Source organism: Fictibacillus sp. FJAT-27399 (assembly GCF_001510655.1).
GTDB lineage: Bacteria > Bacillota > Bacilli > Bacillales > Fictibacillaceae > Fictibacillus_C > Fictibacillus_C marinisediminis.
In genome coordinates, this window is the sequence record NZ_LMVC01000001.1 from 622,795 (window position 1) to 644,010 (window position 21,216).

Sequence of the window (21,216 nt, forward strand, 5' to 3'; positions counted from 1 at the left end):
TTGTTGACTTAACGTCCCATAAGGGTAGACTCTATTGGTTTTTAATTTAGAAACGGTGGAATAAGGGAATAGGACATCCCATTTACGAATACCAAAATGGTTTCTGTGATTCAGGAAAAAGTGATGAATTCATAAAATAAGGTGATGCATTTTGAAAGAAGATAATTAATTAAAAACGTTTTAATAAATAGTGAAGTATTGATTCAATAAAAGTAATAAATGATTTTACGAATATTTTATAACCATTTTATTAAAAATTTGGTAAAATATAGATTGATATATCCATGCAAGAATGGAATCTATATGTCTTAAAAATTTGGATTCATGATTGTATTAAGCAAAATAATAGTTTGACCGGCAACAACATGATCGACAACATAGCTGATCACTTCCTTATAGATGAAGAAGCAGAACAATAACGTCTGCAGCTGAGTTCGATTGGAAGGTTGATGTGATTGTCTCTGTTAGCGGTAAGGTTGGTACTTTTCATGGATATAAAAATTACAATATGAGGTGAAATTATGTCAAAAAGATTACCTATGCTATGGCCATTGCAACCACACACAGCAGCAAAACATCAACTTTTAAGAAAGTACCTACAGGTTTGGATGAGAGTAATGACACTTGGAATTAATCACAATAAACCTGCCATTTTTATAGATGGTTTTTCTGGGCCTGGAGAATATGAAGGCGGAGAAGATGGTTCACCAGTAATTATTCTAAAAGAAGCTGTAGAATACATGAAGCAATTCCCTAGTCATAAACCACAACTCCGTTTTATTTTTATTGAACAAAACGCAGAACGATTTAATAATCTCAAAGGAAAAGTTTGCGAGTTGTTCAATGACAATTATCATACAATTAACTCACCTTATTCGCCTTCACAATACAACAACATAATAATTTATTTTTACAACCATTCGTTCATTGATACAATAAACCATTTATTAGACCATATGGATGGTAGGATGGCCCCAACCTTTGCATTTATTGATCCTTTCGGTTTTAAAGATACGCCTTATGAGATTATCGAAAGGTTTAACAAAAATAGTGGATCAGAAATTTTTGTTAATTTTATGTATGAAGATATCAATAGATTTCTTAAACTCCCATCATTACAGGAACACTATCATAAATTGTTTGGTACAGATAGATGGCTTGATATGTTAAAAAATATGAATGATTATACACCAGAAAAGAGACGGTATTTTCTGCACTCTTTATATCAGGAACAGTTAAAAAAAGCTGGTTACAAATATGTAATTTCATTTGAATTGAAAAATGAAAAAAATGCAACAGAATATTTTCTTTACTATGGTACTAGTCATATTCGTGGTTTAGAAAAAATGAAAGATGCTATGTGGTCAGTAGATAGATCTGGTGCATATACCTTTAGTGATTATGAAGCAAATAAAAGTCAACTTAAATTTATTGAATTCGATGAACCAGATTTAAATGTTTTGGCTGATGAACTATTTAATGAGTATAGTGGTAAAGAAGTTCTTACAAATGAGTTGAAGGATTTTGTTATAACTGATACTATCTTCCGGAAATCTGTTCATTCAACTGCAGCATTAAAATTATTAGAAGATAAAGGTTTAATAACAGTAAAAAATAGGAGTAGACCTTATAGTTATCCACCAAATTCAATAATAGTTTTTAATTAGTCGAACATTTGTTCCGGTTCGTCGGATATGGTATAATTTTCTTAATAAAGGAGGGATTATACTTATGGCTGGTTCTTCAAGCATTGAATGGACAGAAGCTACTTGGAATCCCGTTACAGGTTGTACAAAAGTGTCAGAAGGTTGTCGTAATTGTTATGCTCACCGGATGGCGAAAAGACTTCATGCCATGGGAAACCACCGCTATGTTAACGGATTTAACGTTACATTACATCATGATTTAATCATAAAACCTTTAGAATGGAAAAAACCTAAAAGAATTTTTGTGAATTCTATGTCTGATCTTTTTCATAAAGATGTTCCGGATTCTTTCATTTATTCTGTATTCGAGACAATGGTTAAAGCTTCTCATCATACTTTTCAGGTTTTAACGAAAAGAAGTGAGCGATTAGCGGAGTTAGGACAGGAACTACCTTGGGCACCTAACATATGGATTGGTGTAAGCGTCGAGGACGAAAGAGTAGTTGACCGTATTAAAGACTTAAGAAAAGTTCCAGCTGATGTACGTTTTCTTTCTTGTGAACCTTTAATCGGTCCTTTAAACTATTTAAAATTAAATGGTATTCATTGGGTAATTGTTGGTGGCGAATCAGGGCCAGGTTCAAGACCGATGAACGAAGAATGGGTTACGTCCATTCGTGATCAGTGTAAAGATCAAAATACTGCCTTTTTCTTTAAACAGTGGGGTGGTGTTCAAAAACATAGGTTCGGTCGTCAACTTGAAGGAAAAACCTATGATGAATATCCTGAAGTTGCGGTTATATAAGAGACCTTTTAAAGGTCTTTTCTTTTGGTTTTTTTTGTATCGCTATAATTTATGTAAGTGATAGTAATAATTAACCATTATGGAGAAGAATCAAGTTTCTACTATTAAATATAACTACATCTAGAAGTTTTAGAGAGTGCTCGATATAGTGTCGAAGGATATATCCCTGTTTCAGGCTGAATCTCTTTTACGGTCATCTCTTGTGATTTATATAGTATGATGGCTTGTCTTAACTTTTGAGCGTTGGCTTTTGGTCTTCCTCCTTTTCGTCCCCGAGCTCGTGTAGCATAAAGTCCAGCCAACGTTCTTTCTCGAATGATGTCCCATTCAAACTCAGCAAGAACCGAAAGCATACCAAACATTGCTTTACCTGCAGGTGTACTCGTATCGAAATTATCCTGAAGACTTACAAACTCTATGTTTCTCCCTTTCAACTGATCGGCGATCTCGATCAGCCTCTTGGTGGATCTGGCCAACCGATCCAGTTTATAGACTACGAACTTATCCCCAGCTCGTAACATCCTTAATGCTTGGATCAATTCTGGTCGATCATCTTTGGGACCTGACATCTTTTCGTCGTATCCTTGAAAAAACGGAACCAGCGGAAAAAACGTTAAAAATGACATACGAACCAATTGAACAACTCGTACGAAACCGCTTATCTTTTGACCAAAACTCGACACAGCTACGTTCAGGTTATCGTACGGCAGAAGAGTTTGCGTCTCTTTATCCATTCATTCCGTACCAAGTAGACCTGCTGCAAAAGGTATTTAACAAAATCAGGATTCATGGTGAAGGTGGTACGAACATTAAAAACCTATGGCTTTCAATATAATCTGTTATTAAGATTTTTTGGCGATATTAATATGAATGAATTTACAACAGAAAAACTCAAAAGCTATTTAATTGAAGTGGGAGAACATTTAAAACCGTCTAGTCTAGGGCATCGGGTTCGTTGTATTCGATCACTTTTCAAATGGACATATGATGAAGGTTTCATTTCCAAGAATCCAGCTACTAAATTAAAGGAACCGAAGATGGGCAAAAGAATCCCAAAATTCCTTTCAGAACTTGAAATAGAACATCTTAGGGAAGCGTGCCATATCCCCATGGAAAATGCATTATTTGAATTTATTTATTCTACCGGTTGTCGTAAGTTGTAAAACTCAATCGAGATGATACTTTCTTCTCCACAAATTCTGTTATTGTACATGGAAAAGGTGATAAGGAAAGAGAAGTGTACTTCAATACTCGCCGCTCTTTTTGGCTAAATAGATACTTAGACGAAAGAGACGATGAGGATCCATGCCTGTTTATCACCGAAAGAAGACCCAAAAGACGTATGAGTATCGACCTTATGAGATATATCATTAAGCGTATTTCAAGTCGTGCGGGAATAAAAAAGAGTATTCATCGCATCAATTACGACATAGTTATGCGACTCACATGATCAACAACGGAGCACCTCTTGAAGTAATTCAAAGCTTACTTGGTCATGAGCAAGAGTGAGACTACAAAAATATATGCGCAGCTTAGCGGAAAGTTAAGACATGATTTTTATAGTAAATATTTTTGAAAGCTACTAAAAATAATATTTAATCGAAATCGATTACGCATAGATAAATGCGTGTCTTTTTGTATCGGGCCATATTCTTGCATAATTCTTGTGAATAGGGCGGCTATTTTTATATCTAAATAAGGCGAATGGGATCAGAATAAATCCTAAGCACACAGGGAGATTATTTACCATAGGCTAAAGGAGTGAACATTCTTTATATTTTTGTACCGTTCTGCTATAATAAATACTACAATTGTAAAAGTAGGAGAGTTATCATGAAGGAGATTCCACAAATATCAGAAGCAGAATATGAAGTGATGAAGGTTATATGGAACTATGAGCCGATTTCGACTCCTGATGTAGTGGAGAAATTATCGAATAAGAGTGATTGGAAGCCAAATACCATTCACACCATGTTGGCACGCCTTGTTAAGAAAAAGGCTTTGCATGCAAGAAAAGATGGGCGAGTGTTTATATATACTTCACTGGTTGAAAAGCACGATTATGTTGAGCAAAAAAGTAAATCCTTTCTGCAGCAGTTTTTCGGCGGTACGTTAAATTCAATGGTCTTAAATTTTATTGAAAATGATCAGCTATCGAACGAAGAAATATCGGAGTTAAAGAAAATATTGTCCATGAGGGATAAGAAAGAAGGGGAGAAATAATGGATACCATTCTGCTGCGGATTTTAGTAAGTACAATCGTGGTATCCCTCCTTATTTTCATCATTCTGTTAATCAAAAAGCTATTAAACAATCATATGACAGTAAAAGCACATTATCATATTTGGTATTTTCTTTGCATTCCAATCCTTGCTGCCTTTTTACCTTGGAATTATTTTCGCCTTAAAGAAGGAGCTGACTATTTTAAAAGCTTACTTTTTTTTCATAGAGAAGCGCCATTGAAGAGTGAAAGGATTAATGGAGTGGCTGCCTCTCAGGCGCCAAACAGCGATTTATTACATGATTTCACGATATCGGTAAACAAGTCAACGCCCGATTTCGTCTACCATACATTTTTTACAGTTTGGGTCATTGGAGTGGTTCTTTTTGTTGGGGCTGCTGTTTATTCAAACTATCAAATCTATCAAATCAAAAAGTCGGCTGTGGCTGTTCATAACCAAAAGGTAAACAAACTATTAGAAGTGTGCAAAGAGATGGTTGGGGTGAAAAGAAACATAAAGTTGAGGGAGACCTCTCTTATTTCCTCGCCGATCACGTTCGGGATTTTTCAGCCCTTTATTTTTTTACCAAGCAAAACGACAGAAACGTTCTCGTTAAATGAATTAAAATACGTGTTATTGCACGAGCTGCACCATCATAAAAGCAAAGATCTGTTCGTGAATTACGTCATGTGGCTGTTTCAGATTATTTATTGGTTTAACCCGGTCGTCTGGTATGCTTTAAAAAGGATTCGAATGGATCGGGAATTGGCCTGTGATGCATCCGTTTTAAACCTCTTGGATGAGAGCGGATATATCGAATATGGGTATACCATCATTCGTTTTGCAGATAAAAAATATAATCGGCCCCTTGAACAGTATGCTCCAGGTATAGGTGGGACAAAAAAACAAATCAATCAAAGAATCCAGTGCATTGCAAGTTACTCTAGAGATTCTCTATTATTGAAATGGAAAAGCAAGGTCATCTGTGCTGTTTTAGGAATTGTTGTGCTATTCCTTGCTCCAATCACCACCGTTATTTCCACACCAAATGATGTGTATCAGTTTAGCGGGAAGAATGCAGTCTATGAAGATCTAAGCTCCTATTTTAAGGGCTCCAAGGGCAGCTTTGTTTTATATGATCCCTCTAAAAACCAATATCAAATATATAATCGAGAGATGAGTGAACAGAGGATTTCTCCTGATAGTACCTATAAAATATATTCTGCCTTATTTGCATTGGAATCTAAAGTGGTTTCCCCGAATAACAATAAACAGGTTTGGGACGGGAAAATTTATCCCTTTCCAGAATGGAATCAAAATCAAAATTTAACGACTGCTTTAAGCCGTTCCGTGAATTGGTATTTCCAGAATACCGATCGAGAGGTAGGGAGAAAGCCGCTGCAAGATTATTTTCACAAGATAAAATACGGGAATGAGGATCTTTCAGGGAATTTGGATAGTTACTGGATGGAATCTTCCCTAAAAATATCACCCATTGAACAAGTCCAATTATTATACCAATTAGAAGAAAATAAATGGGGTTTTAAAGCGGATAATATCAAAGCGGTAAAAAAGGCCATTTTAATAGACGTGCAAAAGAATGGGCGGTTGTATGGTAAAACGGGAACCGGTATGGTTAATGGGAAAAATGTAAATGGCTGGTTTATTGGCTTTGTCGATAAAGGTGATGATCGTTTTTATTTTGCCATTAATATTCAAAATAAGGATGGTCAAGCCCAGGGAAGTAAGGCAGCGGAGATAGCCAAGCAGATCCTGCATTATAAAAAGATATATTAATAATTAAATCCCAGAAAGGATTACCCTTCCTTTTTGGGACTTTCCGGGATAAAATACTACAATTGTAGTATTTATAACTGCCTTTTACACAAAATCCTAAAACGAATAGGCTGATGTGTTTTGAAGAGAAAAATCCAAAAGAAAATAAAGTAAAAAACCCAATCCGATGAAGACTGAATGGTCCCTTTTTTATGGTCTTTGTTCATTTTTCTATCCTGATTTTCCGACTTGGCCTGAGTTTGCCATTGCAGTTATTTTGCCAAATGCCTATCGCGATGGTTATGCTCAGCCGCACAGTGCAGCTAATATCATCAGTCAGAGGGTTTTTCAGGCATATTTTGACCTTAATGAAAAAGGACAGTCAACTACAAAATAAGATTGACATCTTTTTATTACAAGTGTAGTATTATACACGTAATCAAATACTACATATGTAGTATTATGCAAAATCTAATATTACACATGTAATCAATATTGATGAAAGGAGGAAATTCTTCTCCAGCATTTCGGGGAAGCATAAGGTTATGAAAAAGTGATATTGAATACGATAAATAAGCTGTAAACGGAATAAATTTTTCGTTGCAAAAATAATGAATTTGAATCCGCAAGTAATACACAATTTTTTAGAATCTGCTGGTTAATAGCCGATTGGTGTTATCAAAACATAATGATTAAACCCGCTTATTCTATTTTCAGGACATCTATTATGAATAGAAAGAGGTTAAGATTTTGAGGAAAACACATAATATTTTCAGTATGCATAATTTTATATTTACCATGCTTGTGCTAGTGGTTGTAATTGTACCTCTTGCAGGCTGGTCGATGACCACCGATAACCCTTCTGACAAGCCAGGAAAGGGCGTCACGAAAACACCAGCATCCCATATACACCGAGAGTTTGCAGATCTCGAGAGCAAATTTGACGCCCGGCTCGGAGTCTACGCTATCGATACAGGTACAGATCGGATTGTCTCCTATCGGCCTAATGAGCGGTTCGCTTACGCATCTACTTACAAAGCTCTAGCCGCAGGTGCATTGCTGCAGCATTACTCAATTGATAAACTCGACGAGTTAGTCAAATACACCAGCGAGGACATCGTTTCGTATTCACCCGTAACACAGCTTCACGTAGATACCGGGATGACTCTTCGGGAAGTTATTGAGGCTGCTGTTCGATATAGCGACAACACCGCAGGGAACCTTTTATTAGAGAAGCTGGGAGGCCCTACGGGATTTGAAACTGCACTGAGGCAGATTGGCGATAACGTTACCCAAGTTGATCGCTACGAGACGGATTTGAACTCAGCTATTCCTGGAGATAAACGGGACACAAGCACACCAAAAGCACTTGTTACCAGCCTCCAGGCTTTCGCGGTCAGCGACTTGCTCCCTACTGAAAAACGTACGATCCTGACGGATTGGATGCGGGGAAATACCACTGGAGATGCATTGATACGGGCTGGTGCACCAACAGATTGGGAAGTCGATGATAAGAGCGGGGCAGGAAGCTATGGAACACGGAATGACATTGCGATTGTTTGGCCGCCGAATCGAGCTCCCATTGTCATCGCAGTTCTATCGAGCCGCGATGCACAGAATGCCACCTATGACAATAACTTAATCGCAGAAGCTGCAGAGGTTGCACTTAACGCTCTTAAGTGAACAGATAAGTAAATTTACTCATCACAATTCTAAATTGCATCAGTGAACATGCTTATCATTCAGTAATCATATACAATCATTAGAAAGATTAGTCTTTTTTTAGGCTGTGGCTGTAAATAATTACTAGTGTAGATGTTTATTTGTGGATTTGCTTTTATACGGTAATCCATCATTAGGCGGGGGTGGAGTTTATGCAGAAATAAAATCCCATCATGTAATTGGATTTGGGTGCAGAGACTAAAATGATAAAGGACTTAATGTGAAAAACTAGTTCAACTAACTGGTGCTATAGTTAAATTACTGAGGATTATTTGCAGCTCTTTCATATTTTCAATCTTCCACAATCGGGCGCTTTAGTTGAAGATCCAGAGGGCAAATAACAGCTCTTTTTTTTATTCTATAATAGGGTGCGATTGCGGAATAAAGTGATCGCTCCGCAGAATGAAGAAAAGGGCATCATTCATCTGAAAAATGGTCCTTAGCCCTTTGGTGAATTTTATAAGGAGACTTATATTTATTTGCAAGTTCATTCATAATAAAAAGTCTAGGTTGTTACCTCTTCGAACTTGGATAGAAATACCCTTCCTTGTTAACAGGAAGATCCCTAGAGTGATGGACCAAAATCTCGACCAAAAAATGACCAAAATTATTTAAAAAGATAAGATATATTTTGAAAACTTTAAAATTAAATTTGCTGATTTTATAGCATTTTGAGCATATTTTAATAAAGGAAAAAAGGGTGAGATATGTTCCGCACACAAGTTCACCCTTGGGAACGCGAACAATATATGTCCATGTATTAAGATTCAAAACCCTTGACACCATTGGTGTTAAGGGTTTTTTGTTTGTGGTTTTAGTGATCAGTTTTATTTTTTGGAATAATCATTGACCACATTTTGACCACCAAATTTTAAGAGATTTAAGTTTTTTAAATTGATTATTTCAATTTATTCACGGGTTACTTTCTAAATAATCCGTCCCCTATATGCTCGTACCGTTAAGGACAACATCGGGTCACTCAAGGTTCTGGAGAGATATGGATTTACAATCTCGGGTGATGATAGCGGGTTTTCCAACGCACGTGGCGAGAACGTAGAAGAGTTTGTTCTTACCCTCCTCGTGTAATAGTTTAATACGATTATTTTCCTTACTTTATTAAGGGTGCTTTAATGGAGTAACGAAAAAAAGCCCAATTTCTTAAGATTAATGCTAAGAAATTGGGCTTTTTTAATATTGGAATTTCCTTAACTTTGTAAATATGCGGTTCCTGAAGCTACCACAAAATGATCTTATATTTAGATATCATTTTTTGTTAGTCATTAGTTTTATAAAATAGGGTTTTTCTTCCTTTAAATTTGCAACAATTATGCTGCAGAGATTGTATTAGCTGGGGCACTTCTAGGAACAATCCTTCGTAGACCAAAACAACAGCCGGAACATGCACCAGATGATGAAACAAAAGACGCGAAGGAACACAGCAGTGGCTAAAGATACTGACCGGGATTACTTTATGAGTGCTGAAGAGGCTAAAGAGTATGGGATTATAGATGAAATCATTTTTCCGAAATGATGTTTCAAGAGGGAGACTGCTCAAACAGTCTCTTTTATTGTCGGAATATGATGAAGTTAATTCATTTTTTATGTTATATTATGAGTAAAACTAATATAAAGAGGGATGAATTTGTCGATAGGCAAATATGAAATATTTCATACAGTTGTAGAACTTGGCAGCTTAACAAAAGCAAGTGAATCGTTAAATATTTCCCAATCAGGGGTAAGTCATGCCATTTCCAGCTTGGAAAAAGAGCTGGGGTTTTCCTTATTAACCCGTAATAAAGCAGGCATCAGGCTAACCGTAAACGGTGAGCGAATGTTGTTATATATTAGGGAGATTCTATATTTAAATGAAAAAATGCTTCAGGAGGCTGGGGAAATAAGAGGACTAGAAATAGGGACTGTTAGGATTGGCACATTTTCATCTATTTCTGCTGTATGGCTTCCTGGAATATTGAAAAAATTCATGGATCAATATCCTCATATAAAAGTAGACATTATGGAGGGGAAACAGGAGGAAATCTCTCTGTGGATTTCACAGGGGATTGTAGATTTCGGTTTTTTAATGCTGCCTGCTGCCGATCTGGAGGTTCTCCATTTAAAGCGAGAAGCGTTTTGCTGTGTTGTGCCGGAAACCCACCATCTTGGTGCTGAAAATTCTATAAAGACAAATGCACTGAATGAAGAGAAGCTGATTGTCCAAAATTCTACCCTTAAAATCATCCATTACATTTTGAAATCAAATAAACTTTCTCCTGAAATTGCTTTTCATTTAGACGATGAACATGCTGTTATCTCGATGGTAAAAAACTCCCTTGGTGTAGCCATCCTGCCAGACATCGCTTTACATAATCTGCCTGATGGTGTAAAAAAAATACCCCTTTCAGATGATCGAGCAATTTCCTCCATCGGCATTGGTTCGATATCCTTCAAAAATCTTCCGCCAGCTGCCGAAAAATTTATAGCAGCATCGACCTTATGGTTAAACGAACATTTCACATGATTCTCGTAATTATGCCCTTTTCTTATGATGCACATCAAAGTAAATTTGATATTTATTGGGACCGGGGGAGGAAGTACGCTTATTTTTCATATGAAAATAAGCGTAGCATGTAAATGTAAAGGTAAACAAAGCTAAGCCTAACTCCCGGAAAAGTAAATTATGCTTTGGGATACGGAGACATGGAGGAAAGCAAGGCTTGTTCAAAACGGTGATCACTGGATTGCGAACATTAAATAAAATTACCTATTGAGTATGAACGATTTGCTCAACTTAATAGAATGGAAGAAATATATAACCATGATTTTTTAAAGACTAATTGAAACATGGCTAAAAAAAGGAATTCTTATTTTTAAGAATTCCTTTTTTTAGGGATCCAGAAGAATCATGACAAGAAGAGAACGGATTCTCTTGTTTTGAGGATATTTAAACAATTACCTTGAGGTCATGGTGTACACTAAACGGCAGTTTGTACTTAACATGTTAGAGGGTGCCATTCCAAGCTTGCAAGATATGGGGGCTGCATCTCTCGGTAACAATTTCTATCGACAAAAGAAAAAGCTGAATAGCACTGAATCACGTTTGGTTGTTGAAAAAACGATCATCATTTATTCCTAATGTTCGTAATAAAATGATAGTAGCCCCTTTGTTACTAGTAGAGTAGAAGATTCATTTCTTTTGTATAGATTGAAAAATTGATCATCTTATTGTATTCCCCACATTAACTTAATCGCCCTTGAAAGAGCAACATTCATGTTAACGGGAGGAAGAGGGATGCATAACAACGATTGGAAAAGGAAATGGAATAGTTATTCCCATACATTTCCATATTTTCTTTTAGATGTCAAACATGAATTAAAGAAAAAAGGTAAAAGCAAACAAGCTTCTGTTAAATCGTTGGAATTAACGGAAGAAGAGAAAATGCTAATTCATGAAATTAAAGAATGTACAAGACAACGCAATAAAAATAATGTGACACGTACGCATGCCTATTATCAGTTTTACCTCCGATACCCAGAAATCCATTGGGCACTACTTGGACATATGGTATCGCGTAATGGCGGTTGGAATATGACGGATTTAAAAGGGGAGTTATATAAGAGACTATTGTCTGAAAAAGATCAACTCACCTACTTTTCTTTTTTGGAACGAGGGAACTGGTTAATCTTCCTGGATGTATATCCACAATTTTTGTTGTATGAACAAAGTGTGAAAAGATCCAAAAAACTGTTTCATCTTCTACCTTTTTTCAATGTGTCAACGTTTATGGAAACGATGTGGAATCATTTTTGGAGGACGGGCGACCGCTATACGTTAGCCATTGCTACTGTTATCAATGAACAAAGCTATTTAGAAAAAAAGGTTATTCAAAAAGCCCATTTTAAAAAGACTGTGCTAAATAGCGTTGGATTCAAACTTTATGATTTTTTTCGCTTTAATCACATTCTTTTTCCATTCTATAAGGATGAGACCAAACGAGAAACATTGTTAGTCGGTGATACAATGAAGCATTTCACCTCCCTTCATGAACGGATTTTGCTGGGCAAGCGATTATACTCACTGTTGTTTTGCCGTGAGAACATCTTATCTGGAGTAGTCGATTGGGCTCATGATTATCCACATACCGGTTCGAGAAAAGACTACTGGCCGCATTTGTTTTATGATGTAAACGAGTCATTCTCCCGTGCCTTTTATAAACGGCGGATAAAAAAATGCCAATTAAAAAAAGGGGCACATCGTTTATACAGTCCTCGATTAATATACGCATGGAAAGATGTTAATCACGAAGACCCTGAAAGCGGAGACTGGTTTGAAGACTGGAATATCATTGACTACTTAATTGATAAGGGAGAAACTACAGATGGGAAAATTTATGATGAATACTGCAAAACACTTGAAAAAATTGAACTGGCCATTATGGCAAAAAAAAACGTCCTTCTCCGCGAAGAGGCAGAAGAAGAGTAGCCATCAAGGAGCTTTTGTAGCCACCATCATTTTCTCTTCTTTCACAGGAACGTATTTGGACTTACTGTTTGTCGGAAAACATATGTATGCCTTTCCAGCAAGACCATTCCCAGGTGTATTTACCATCAATGTTGCCTTTACATTATTGATATTGCCAATCTTTACTGCTCTCTTTTTACGGATCGTAAAAAAGTTGCCTCAGCTTTTAAGAATTCTATTTATCGTTTTAATTGGACTTTTTATAAGTATTTCCGAACAGTTTGGAGAGAAATTAGGATTGTTTACTCATAGCGAAGCGTGGCATCATTCTTATTCATTTTTCGGATACAGCATCTTCATGTTCCTTATATGGAAATTTTATCGATGGTTTCAATAACCACGACTGTGTTATCGAAATAAAAGAATTGCATCTAGTTTATAAGGTATCCCCTTTCTAAACCACCTAACTAAATTTCTGTTTATAGTGAGCTAACGTCAACAGCGGTCAAATGACTCGCTTCGAGTGAAAAAGTGGATTTTGTAAAACCGTTTTGATTGCTACAAAAACAACCCCATTTGTTTAGAAATCAAGTTTTTTCATAATTTACCTGAATAGCTTGATGGCAAATGAAATTAAGCACATGGTGGCAGGCGCTATAGCATGTATAGCCGTAGTAGTTTGGTATACTTAAATAAATACATAAAAGATAAGAATAATCAGTAAAAGAGCAGCCAGGTAAATCCTAGTTGTTTTTTTGCGTACAATAGAACAATTGAGTCCGGTACCAAGGACACTACAGTCCGTTATTCCCATTGGCATATAATTCTAATTTTTCAGATAAAGTGTTATGATATATTCAGAGAATTGAAACCTTGTTTGATATTATAAAATCCTTTAGGTGGAAAGGAGGTTTATATAGCTCAGATCTGCTTTAATACTATTAATCAATTTTTAAAAAAGGAGAGATCATATGTCAGCAAAATTCCAAGGTGTTATTCCACCGATTCCAACCATATTACATAAAGATGGACGACTAGATGAAAAGGGTATGGGAAATCTGATTGATTTCTTAATTGAATCAAAAGTAGATGGACTGTTCTTTTTAGGGACAGGTGGTGAATTCAGCCAGATGACGGTTGAATTAAGAAAAGCTGTAACTGAATTTGCCATTCAGTTTGTTAACGGCCGAGTCCCCGTTCTAATTGGAACAGGTACTCCAAGCACACTAGAAACCATCTCATTAAGTATGCATGCAAAAGAGGCTGGAGCAGACGGTATTGTTGTCATTAACCCTTATTATTGGCAACTTACGGAGGAGAATCTTTTTCAACATTATGCCGATATTGCTGAAGCGATTGATTTACCCATTCTGCTCTACAATTTCCCTGGATTAACAGGACAAGATTTATCACCAGAATTTGTACTTAAGCTTGTGAAATCGCATCCAAATATCGTGGGCATTAAAGAAACGGTTGAATCAGTGGGGCATACCAGGGAAATGATCTTAACGGTGAAGTCCTTTAAAGAAGATTTTGCGGTTCTCTCTGGATACGATGATCACTTATTAAATACATTATCTGTTGGCGGGGACGGTGCCATCCCGTTAACTGCCAATTTTATTCCTGAGCTTACTGTTGGCCTCTATCAATCTTTTAAGGAAGGAAACTACGGGAAAGCCATTGAATTACACAAAAAGTTAGCGCCATTTCCCCTTTTATATAAACTCGATTCTCCTTTTGTGAATGTAGCTAAAGAAGCCATACGGATGCGGGGAATCGAGATCTCTACCGATGTATTGGCACCTTCACGTCCTTTAAGTGCTGAAAAGAAGGAAAAAATACAGCGATGTATGGATAAAGTATTGAATCAAGCCATACCTTCGTCAAACTAAACCGTTTTTAACACAATAATATTTGGAGAACTTTTAAAAAGAAATGTTGAAGTAAGAATTATTATTAAGCTTTTGGAATCTGTGTGGAAAAATCAAAAAACAAGTTTTGATTGGACCATGTGTAGAATGGATTATGCCGAAAAAAAGATTTCCAATTGAACTAACGGGTGCGTTGATCCAAGAAGGATTACGCACCTTTTTGCTGAATTTAATAATCGAACGAAGCAGTAATGTTGAAAAAGGAAATAGCTGAAAATTTGATGACGGACAGGAGTTAGATAAGATGATAAAAGGTTTTGGAGGAATATTTTGGAGAACTAAGAATCTTGAAGTTGTAAAAAAATGGTACAGTGAAGTGTTGAAGATTGATATGGAAAATTGGAATGGGGCTATGATAAAACCCCAATCAGGAAATGAAACTATCTTTTCTTTCTTTACCGAGAATGACAGTTATTTTCCAACAGAACAACAAGTGATGTTAAATTTCCAAGTACATAATCTAGACGAGACTATTAAGCATCTCGAACATATTGGTGTACCTCTTGCAAAGAAAAATGAGATTAGTGAATATGGAAAGTTTATTTGGATTGAAGATCCAGAAGGTCGACTGGTCGAGCTTTGGGAGAAATAGCGAGTTGTAATTCATTTGCTATTGAGCTAACGGGTGCATTCGTATTATGGAGTTAACCAGTTTTTACTGGTTGCTCTTTTTTTTATAGGACCTATTATTTCAGTAGCCAGGGTAGAACGTACGGGTGCGTGGGAGTTAGATCTCGTCAACTAAACTGTTAGCCCCCTAAATCATATTACTAAACCGAGGTTCAAGCCGGTTACGACACGCTTTGTATATGGCCGTATTATGTGGAATAAGAAGCACTCGAAACAAGAAGCTAAAAGAATATTATGATCGAAAACGAAATGAAGGAAAACCCTCAAAAGTAGCGATGATAGCTTGTGTAAATAAACTCCTACATTGGATTTTTGCAATACTAAAACGAAATGAGCAGTTCCTAGATTTGGATTAATCCATAAAAAAATACAGCGTATGAAAAACCTTCCAACAGTATTTGGAGGGTTATTTGGCCTGCCGTTAAAAAGTATACCACGAGAGATAATTCATTTTAATAAAAAACTATTGACTCCTATTAGCTGGTTTAGTTTAACAAGAAAACCAAAACCTGAAAAGTGTTGGAATTACTCCGCCTCGAACATCATAAGAAGTTGATGTAAAAGTCACAGATTGCTTTAGAAGGTGCCTGGAGTTCCGGGTAAACCCGTTCTGCCGCATCCAATTAACGACTGTAGAAGCAAAAGATGCGGAAGGTTTAGTAAATAAAATCATCCAATCGATACATCAATAAGTCAGGCTGACCCCGAGGTTCTTATGTACACTTACAGGATCAGCTTTTTTATTCTCAGAGTAATTTGAGATATAATAAAGTTATATTCTGGAATTTGGAAGGAATTTATTTCTATGGAAAAAAGGGTTAAATTAGTGGTCGGGATTTTCCTGATCTTTAACCATCCCAGGTTTTTAAGATAATGGATTATTTGGCTGGACTTTATTAGCAAAGAAAGAAAGAATAAGTTTGGAAAAGCTTAGTCGCTTCCGATACACATAAAATTTTTAACTGCAGGGGAACTGATATATAAAAACTGTACATACTATCATAATCCTTTCGAAGATTTGAATTTAAACCAAATGAGGTGGAAAAATGGCAAAAGAATTAACTGGCGTACATGCCGTTGTTACAGGAGGATCAAGCGGTTTAGGATATGCCATGGTAGAAGCACTTCTTGATGAAGGAGCAACGGTTGCAGTGGCATCCCGTCCGGGAGCAAAAATGACGGAAGCTGTAAAAAACCTTCAAGATAAGGGATATTCGAATGTTTTTGAACTTCCATTGGATGTCAGGTCAGAGGAATCGGTACATGATGCAGTGAACTGGGTAAAAACGGAATGGGGTAAGATCGATGTCCTCGTGAACAATGCCGGGATAGGCATGAGGACTGTAAACCCAAAATTCCTTACAGAACCACAGCCTTTCTATCAGGTCTCTCCTGAAGGGTTTCGAAATTTAATCGATACAAATGTGACCGGTTATTTCCTAACCGCCCGGGGATTCGCTCCTCTGATGGTCAAGCAGGCAAAAGGAAAAATCATCAATATATCGATGAATTATGAAACCATGAAACGAAAAGGATTTGTCCCATACGGCCCTTCTCGTGCCGCAACCGAGTCCCTGTCATTTATCATGGCTGAAGACCTGCGTGAATTTGGTGTGACGGTAAATATGCTTCTTCCTGGCGGGGCCACCGTAACCGGAATGATACCTGATGAAGTGAGAAGGGAACTTGAAGGAAACTCTCAGCTTCTGAAGCCGGAAATCATGGCAAAACCTATCGTTTATCTTGCTTCCGAGCAATCTGAAGGATTAACAGGTGAACGCCTAGTCGCCACCGAATTTGACAGCTGGTTAAAAAATAGAACCAAATAAAATGAGTGAAGAGACTTCTTCTTTGGCAATATGAATGAATAGAGGAAAACGGAAAATCAAAATTTGCTGGGGACTACATTGTTAATTGGAAAACTAAAGATGGCTAATCGATACATATTATTTTATTTTATGGTAGGTAAATTAGCGTTCGCTCTTCTCACAGATAATTTTGATTTACGATTCACCAGATATATGCTGGCAATGATCAGGAGTAATCCGATTAAAAGTGTGTTGGTGAACGGCTCATCCAAAAATAAGATACCAATAAAAATAGAGATGATCGGCACGAGAAAATTAAAAGAAGCAATCATGCTTGCATTTCCTCTGGAGAGCAAATGGAAGTAGATTAACCAAGCAATGGCTACAGAAAATAAAGCTAAAAACAACATGGTCAGAACAAAGGGAAAACTCCATGTAATGCTGGACCATTTCTCCACTCCGCTGCCTGCTCCTGTCATGATCAGTCCGCCGATAATACTTTGAATGGTAATCAGCCAGATCCCATCGACTTTTGCGCTGATTGATTTCATATAAACGGTACCGATTGCCCAGCTTAAAGCTGTACAGACCCCGAGCAGTATGCCAATGAGAGAAATATGAGAAGATAATCCTCCAAGGCTGACCGTAGCCACTCCGGTAAAACCAAGAATCAAACCTGTAAGTTTACAAGCTGTCATGGTTTCTCCAATCCATAACCACGCAATAATACCAATCAGAACCGGTTGTAAATAAACAATGACACTAAACAATCCTGCTGGCATAAACATCAGTCCAATGGTTTGCTGGCCATAGAACAAGACCGAATTAAACAGACTTGAGAAAAAGTACATCTTCCAGTTTCTGTTAAAACTCATTTTCTTATATCGTGGCAAAGCAAAAAGAAACAATAGAATTCCGGCTCCAAGTGATCGGAAACCCGATAAGAGTACAGGAGGGCAATAATGAAGTGCTACCTTGGAAATAGGCCAGGTAAAGCCCCATATCAATACTAGAATAGCAATGAAAACCATGTTTAATAAGGGGACTGTATGATGTTTCATCGTAGATCCTTCCTTAAAGTTTGACGTGAAAGGTGAGTAAGTTAAATATATCTAGTAGATACGCTGATTAAAATATATATGAAAATTTTTATTTTCCAATTAGACCAACTTGACGGAAACAATGATTCATTGTTCTACTATTGAATCAGCTGCAGAGACATGAAGAAGACACAGCCAAATAATGCAGTGTCTTTCGTTATGCAGTTATTAAATTGAAGAGGGATATTTCTGATGGATGACCTGCAGAAAAGCAGAGACGTTTCTGTTTTCCTGGACAATGGGCGAATAAATGTAGGAAAATTTTCGGTTAAAGAAGTGATTCTGGATTTTTATAATAGACAGGTTGCCGTACTGTACATCCCGTTCGATCACGCTGCCGGAAAGCAGTGACAGCCCCAGCCCATGAATGACGGACTCTTTAATGCCTTGATTGGAGCTGATCGTCAGCAGAGACTTTGTTTTCAAACCATTGGATCTGATGACATGAGTAAGATAATCGCGTGTTCCGGATCCCGTTTCCCTTGATACCCATTGCTGATTTTGCAGATCATCTATGGTCACTTTGTCCTTGGAGGCAAGGGAGTGGCTTGGGGAAGAAACGATAAAGAGTTCATCACTCATAAACGGATGGACTGAAAGCTCCTTTTCGTTTGTTTGCCCTTCAATCAATCCAACATCCACTTTGTAGTTGCGCACGGATCCAACGATTTCTTCCGTATTTCCAATCAGCACTTGCAGCTGAAGCTCTTTGTGTTGTTTTTGCAGCTCATAAAGAAGTGAGGGGAGGATATATTCTCCGATGGTAAAACTGGCCCCAATCTTCAGCTCACCTTTAATCGTTGTATGGTGCTCTCCAATCTCCTGCCGGGCTTGTTCGTAAATCGTAAGGATCAGTTTTGCCCGGTCATATAATATTTCACCTGTAGGCGTAATTTGCAGAAACTTGGGTGAGCGGAGAAAAAGCTTGGTTTGAAACTCTTTTTCCAGATTTTTAATATGCAAACTGACGCTCGGCTGAGACATCCGAAGAAGTTCTGCTGTTTTTGTAAAATTTTTTACCTCGGCCAGGGTGACGAACGTTTTTAATGCATCATAATACATTTTTTAAAACATCCTTTATGATTAGTAATCTTAATGGCAACGATAATTAATATGTATTTTACTAATGTTTTGTACTGAGGTAAAGTAGAGGATATAAATTTTTTAAGGGTTCTGACTATTTTTAAGATTAAAACCGAGTTAATGGATAGAAATAATTTAGTCTTAACCTAGAGGGAAACTTTTAAAGTAAAAAATGACGGAAAATTATGTTTATATTTCAATGTGAGGTGTTATCATTGCAACTTCAGGCAACAAACAGTCCATTCGATCAGGAGCAAGCTGAGCTCCTTAACAAGCTGATACCAACGTTAACTGAAGCACAAAAGCTTTGGCTTTCCGGTTACTTAGCGGCTTCTCAGTCACTTGCAGCACCAGTGGGACCAGTAGCTGTTGTAAAGCACGGCTCCATTTTGCCCGTTTCTAAAGAAGTAACCATCCTTTACGGATCTCAAACCGGGAATGCTCAAGGCATTGCGGATAACAGCAGTAAAGCTCTCAAAGAGAAAGGTTTTGAGGTAACGGTTTCTTCCATGAGTGACTTTAAACCGAATCAGCTAAAGAAACTCAAAAACCTGCTGATCATTGTTAGTACACATGGAGAAGGAGATCCGCCGGATAATGCGATTTCGTTCCATGAATTTGTCCATGGCAAAAGAGCTCCAAAACTAGAAGATCTTCGTTTTTCAGTCCTGTCCCTAGGTGACAGTTCCTACGAGTTTTTCTGTCAGACGGGCAAAGATTTTGATAAGGTCCTGGAAGAGCTTGGGGGTAAACGCCTGACACCGCGTGTGGATTGCGATCTCGATTATGATGAGCCGGCAGCAGAATGGCTGTCAAAAGTAATATTAGGTTTAAATGAGGAACAGGGAGAGACTGCAAGTGAAGCTTTTCAAGAGGCTTCAGCAACCCTAGCCGAAGAGGCAACGTATTCCCGGACCAATCCATTTCATGCAGAGGTTCTGGAAAATATTAATTTGAACGGACGCGGCTCGAATAAGGAGACCCGCCATTTAGAACTTTCGCTTGAAGGGTCGAATCTATCTTTTGAACCGGGTGACAGTCTTGGAATCTACCCTGAAAATGATCCGGAACTGGTTGATTTGCTTCTTGAGGAATTACATTGGAATCCTGAAGAAATTGTAACAGTGAACAAGCAGGGGGATATGGCAGCTCTGAAGCAGGCGCTTATCACCAATTTTGAAATTACAGTTTTAACAAAGCCGCTGCTTCGGCAGGCAGCACAGTTAACTGAAAATGAAAGACTGCATGAACTTTTGTCAGTAGGGCATGAGAGCGAGCTGAAAAGTTATCTTTCAGGCCGTGATCTTCTGGATCTCGTTCAAGACTTTGGTCCATGGGCCGTTTCACCACAGGACTTTGTCAACATTTTACGTAAAATGCCAGCTCGTTTGTATTCGATTGCTTCGAGCCTGAAGGCCAATCCGGACGAGGTTCATCTAACCATCGGCGCTTTGCGTTATGAATCCTTCGGACGCAGCCGCAGCGGCGTTTGTTCCATTTTATGTGCGGAAAGGCTGGAGCCAGGGCACACACTTCCGGTTTACATCCAGCACAATCAGAATTTTAAACTGCCAGCGAACGGAGAAACACCGATCATTATGGTAGGACCTGGAACAGGAGTAGCGCCATTCCGGGCGTTCATGCAAGAACGTGAGGAAACAGGTGCAGAGGGGAAATCATGGATGTTCTTTGGAGATCAGCATTTTGTCAGTGATTTCCTATACCAGACAGAATGGCAAAAGTGGCTGGAGAATGGCGTTCTGACAAAAATGGATGTGGCGTTTTCCCGCGACACCGAGGAAAAAGTATATGTACAGCATCGTCTGCTTGAACACAGTAAAGAACTCTTCCATTGGTTAGAAGAAGGTGCTGTTTTATATATATGCGGCGATGAGAAAAACATGGCCCAAGATGTTCATCAAACACTGATCGGAATCATTGAAAATGAAGGCAGCATGACCCATGAACAAGCGGAAGAGTATGTGGCCCGCATGCAGCAGGAAAAACGTTATCAGCGTGACGTGTATTGACCGG

Annotated in this window: 16 protein-coding genes and 2 pseudogenes; 15 read left to right on the plus strand and 3 right to left on the minus strand. The window is 37.7% G+C overall.

Annotated elements, in window-relative coordinates; genetic code table 11:
* The first annotated feature begins 521 nt into the window (after window positions 1-521).
* Together AR335_RS03175 and AR335_RS03180 are read left to right on the plus strand one after the other, a co-directional pair.
* Window positions 522-1,667 carry a three-Cys-motif partner protein TcmP gene (locus AR335_RS03175; protein ID WP_062231940.1) on the plus strand — a complete coding sequence of 382 codons (1,146 nt, stop codon included), beginning with the start codon at window positions 522-524 and terminating at the stop codon, window positions 1,665-1,667.
* 64 nt (window positions 1,668-1,731) lie between these two features.
* A complete protein-coding gene (locus tag AR335_RS03180) occupies window positions 1,732-2,451 on the plus strand; it encodes a DUF5131 family protein (protein ID WP_062231942.1) in 720 nt (239 codons plus the stop codon).
* 104 nt (window positions 2,452-2,555) lie between these two features.
* Here the strand turns inward: AR335_RS03180 and AR335_RS03185 are convergent, their stop codons facing one another.
* A complete protein-coding gene (locus tag AR335_RS03185) occupies window positions 2,556-3,185 on the minus strand; it encodes a recombinase family protein (protein WP_234293172.1) in 630 nt (209 codons plus the stop codon).
* A 54-nt stretch (window positions 3,186-3,239) separates the two neighbouring features.
* Between AR335_RS03185 and AR335_RS24800 the strand changes: the two are divergent.
* The 12 genes and pseudogenes from AR335_RS24800 to AR335_RS03235 all read left to right on the plus strand — a co-directional run bounded on the left by AR335_RS24800 (window position 3,240) and on the right by AR335_RS03235 (window position 17,020).
* A pseudogene (locus AR335_RS24800) lies at window positions 3,240-4,027 on the plus strand (tyrosine-type recombinase/integrase).
* A gap of 257 nt (window positions 4,028-4,284) precedes the next feature.
* On the plus strand, window positions 4,285-4,674 hold the full coding sequence (locus AR335_RS03195) for a BlaI/MecI/CopY family transcriptional regulator (protein WP_062231943.1): 390 nt from the start codon (window positions 4,285-4,287) through the stop codon (window positions 4,672-4,674).
* Complete coding sequence (locus AR335_RS03200; RefSeq protein WP_062231946.1) at window positions 4,674-6,470, plus strand: BlaR1 family beta-lactam sensor/signal transducer; 1,797 nt, start codon at window positions 4,674-4,676, stop codon at window positions 6,468-6,470. Before AR335_RS03195 ends, AR335_RS03200 begins: the two co-directional genes overlap by 1 nt.
* Before the next feature lie 756 nt (window positions 6,471-7,226).
* Complete coding sequence (gene bla, locus AR335_RS03205; RefSeq protein WP_082683352.1) at window positions 7,227-8,132, plus strand: class A beta-lactamase; 906 nt, start codon at window positions 7,227-7,229, stop codon at window positions 8,130-8,132.
* 1,438 nt (window positions 8,133-9,570) lie between these two features.
* Window positions 9,571-9,702: an ATP-dependent Clp protease proteolytic subunit gene (locus AR335_RS22885; protein WP_082683329.1), complete on the plus strand. Its 132-nt coding sequence runs from the start codon at window positions 9,571-9,573 to the stop codon at window positions 9,700-9,702.
* A gap of 111 nt (window positions 9,703-9,813) precedes the next feature.
* Window positions 9,814-10,689: a LysR family transcriptional regulator gene (locus AR335_RS03210; protein ID WP_062231950.1), complete on the plus strand. Its 876-nt coding sequence runs from the start codon at window positions 9,814-9,816 to the stop codon at window positions 10,687-10,689.
* A 771-nt stretch (window positions 10,690-11,460) separates the two neighbouring features.
* On the plus strand, window positions 11,461-12,651 hold the full coding sequence (locus AR335_RS03215; RefSeq protein ID WP_062231952.1) for a DUF2515 domain-containing protein: 1,191 nt from the start codon (window positions 11,461-11,463) through the stop codon (window positions 12,649-12,651).
* Complete coding sequence (locus AR335_RS24805; RefSeq protein ID WP_234293175.1) at window positions 12,563-13,027, plus strand: CBO0543 family protein; 465 nt, start codon at window positions 12,563-12,565, stop codon at window positions 13,025-13,027. The genes AR335_RS03215 and AR335_RS24805 overlap by 89 nt, the downstream gene beginning before the upstream one ends.
* Window positions 13,028-13,601: 574 nt before the next feature.
* Window positions 13,602-14,522, plus strand: a complete 921-nt coding sequence (locus AR335_RS03225) for a dihydrodipicolinate synthase family protein (RefSeq protein WP_062231954.1) — start codon at window positions 13,602-13,604, stop codon at window positions 14,520-14,522.
* A gap of 283 nt (window positions 14,523-14,805) precedes the next feature.
* The gene (locus AR335_RS03230; protein WP_062231956.1) at window positions 14,806-15,153 is read left to right on the plus strand and encodes a VOC family protein; all 348 of its coding nucleotides are present in this window, start codon (window positions 14,806-14,808) and stop codon (window positions 15,151-15,153) included.
* A 175-nt stretch (window positions 15,154-15,328) separates the two neighbouring features.
* Window positions 15,329-15,547, plus strand: a pseudogene (locus AR335_RS22890) (IS110 family transposase); the annotation flags it as partial.
* A 690-nt stretch (window positions 15,548-16,237) separates the two neighbouring features.
* Entirely contained in the window at window positions 16,238-17,020 is a 783-nt protein-coding gene (locus tag AR335_RS03235; RefSeq protein WP_062231958.1) for an SDR family NAD(P)-dependent oxidoreductase, read from the plus strand.
* Between the two features lie 122 nt (window positions 17,021-17,142).
* Here AR335_RS03235 and AR335_RS03240 read toward each other — a convergent pair whose 3' ends face one another.
* Window positions 17,143-18,060 carry a DMT family transporter gene (locus tag AR335_RS03240; protein ID WP_062231960.1) on the minus strand — a complete coding sequence of 306 codons (918 nt, stop codon included), beginning with the start codon at window positions 18,058-18,060 and terminating at the stop codon, window positions 17,143-17,145.
* Window positions 18,061-18,267: 207 nt separating this feature from the next.
* Entirely contained in the window at window positions 18,268-19,161 is an 894-nt protein-coding gene (locus tag AR335_RS03245) for a LysR family transcriptional regulator (RefSeq protein WP_062231962.1), read from the minus strand.
* A gap of 236 nt (window positions 19,162-19,397) precedes the next feature.
* Between AR335_RS03245 and AR335_RS03250 the strand changes: the two genes are divergently transcribed.
* Window positions 19,398-21,212: an assimilatory sulfite reductase (NADPH) flavoprotein subunit gene (locus tag AR335_RS03250; RefSeq protein WP_062231964.1), complete on the plus strand. Its 1,815-nt coding sequence runs from the start codon at window positions 19,398-19,400 to the stop codon at window positions 21,210-21,212.
* The last annotated feature ends 4 nt before the right edge of the window (window positions 21,213-21,216 follow it).

Bases quoted from the DNA above. Each gene is read 5' to 3' on its own strand.
- AR335_RS03225 (WP_062231954.1), top strand. From the start codon at position 13,602: ATGTCAGCAAAATTCCAAGGTGTTATTCCACCGATTCCAACCATATTA.
- AR335_RS03175 (WP_062231940.1), top strand. From the start codon at position 522: ATGTCAAAAAGATTACCTATGCTATGGCCATTGCAACCACACACAGCA.
- AR335_RS03215 (WP_062231952.1), top strand. From the start codon at position 11,461: ATGCATAACAACGATTGGAAAAGGAAATGGAATAGTTATTCCCATACA.
- AR335_RS03185 (WP_234293172.1), bottom strand. From the start codon at position 3,185: ATGGATAAAGAGACGCAAACTCTTCTGCCGTACGATAACCTGAACGTA.
- AR335_RS03235 (WP_062231958.1), top strand. From the start codon at position 16,238: ATGGCAAAAGAATTAACTGGCGTACATGCCGTTGTTACAGGAGGATCA.
- AR335_RS03180 (WP_062231942.1), top strand. From the start codon at position 1,732: ATGGCTGGTTCTTCAAGCATTGAATGGACAGAAGCTACTTGGAATCCC.
- AR335_RS03230 (WP_062231956.1), top strand. From the start codon at position 14,806: ATGATAAAAGGTTTTGGAGGAATATTTTGGAGAACTAAGAATCTTGAA.
- AR335_RS03240 (WP_062231960.1), bottom strand. From the start codon at position 18,060: ATGAAACATCATACAGTCCCCTTATTAAACATGGTTTTCATTGCTATT.
- bla (WP_082683352.1), top strand. From the start codon at position 7,227: ATGCATAATTTTATATTTACCATGCTTGTGCTAGTGGTTGTAATTGTA.
- AR335_RS24805 (WP_234293175.1), top strand. From the start codon at position 12,563: ATGAATACTGCAAAACACTTGAAAAAATTGAACTGGCCATTATGGCAA.
- AR335_RS03195 (WP_062231943.1), top strand. From the start codon at position 4,285: ATGAAGGAGATTCCACAAATATCAGAAGCAGAATATGAAGTGATGAAG.
- AR335_RS22885 (WP_082683329.1), top strand. From the start codon at position 9,571: ATGCACCAGATGATGAAACAAAAGACGCGAAGGAACACAGCAGTGGCT.
- AR335_RS03245 (WP_062231962.1), bottom strand. From the start codon at position 19,161: ATGTATTATGATGCATTAAAAACGTTCGTCACCCTGGCCGAGGTAAAA.
- AR335_RS03200 (WP_062231946.1), top strand. From the start codon at position 4,674: ATGGATACCATTCTGCTGCGGATTTTAGTAAGTACAATCGTGGTATCC.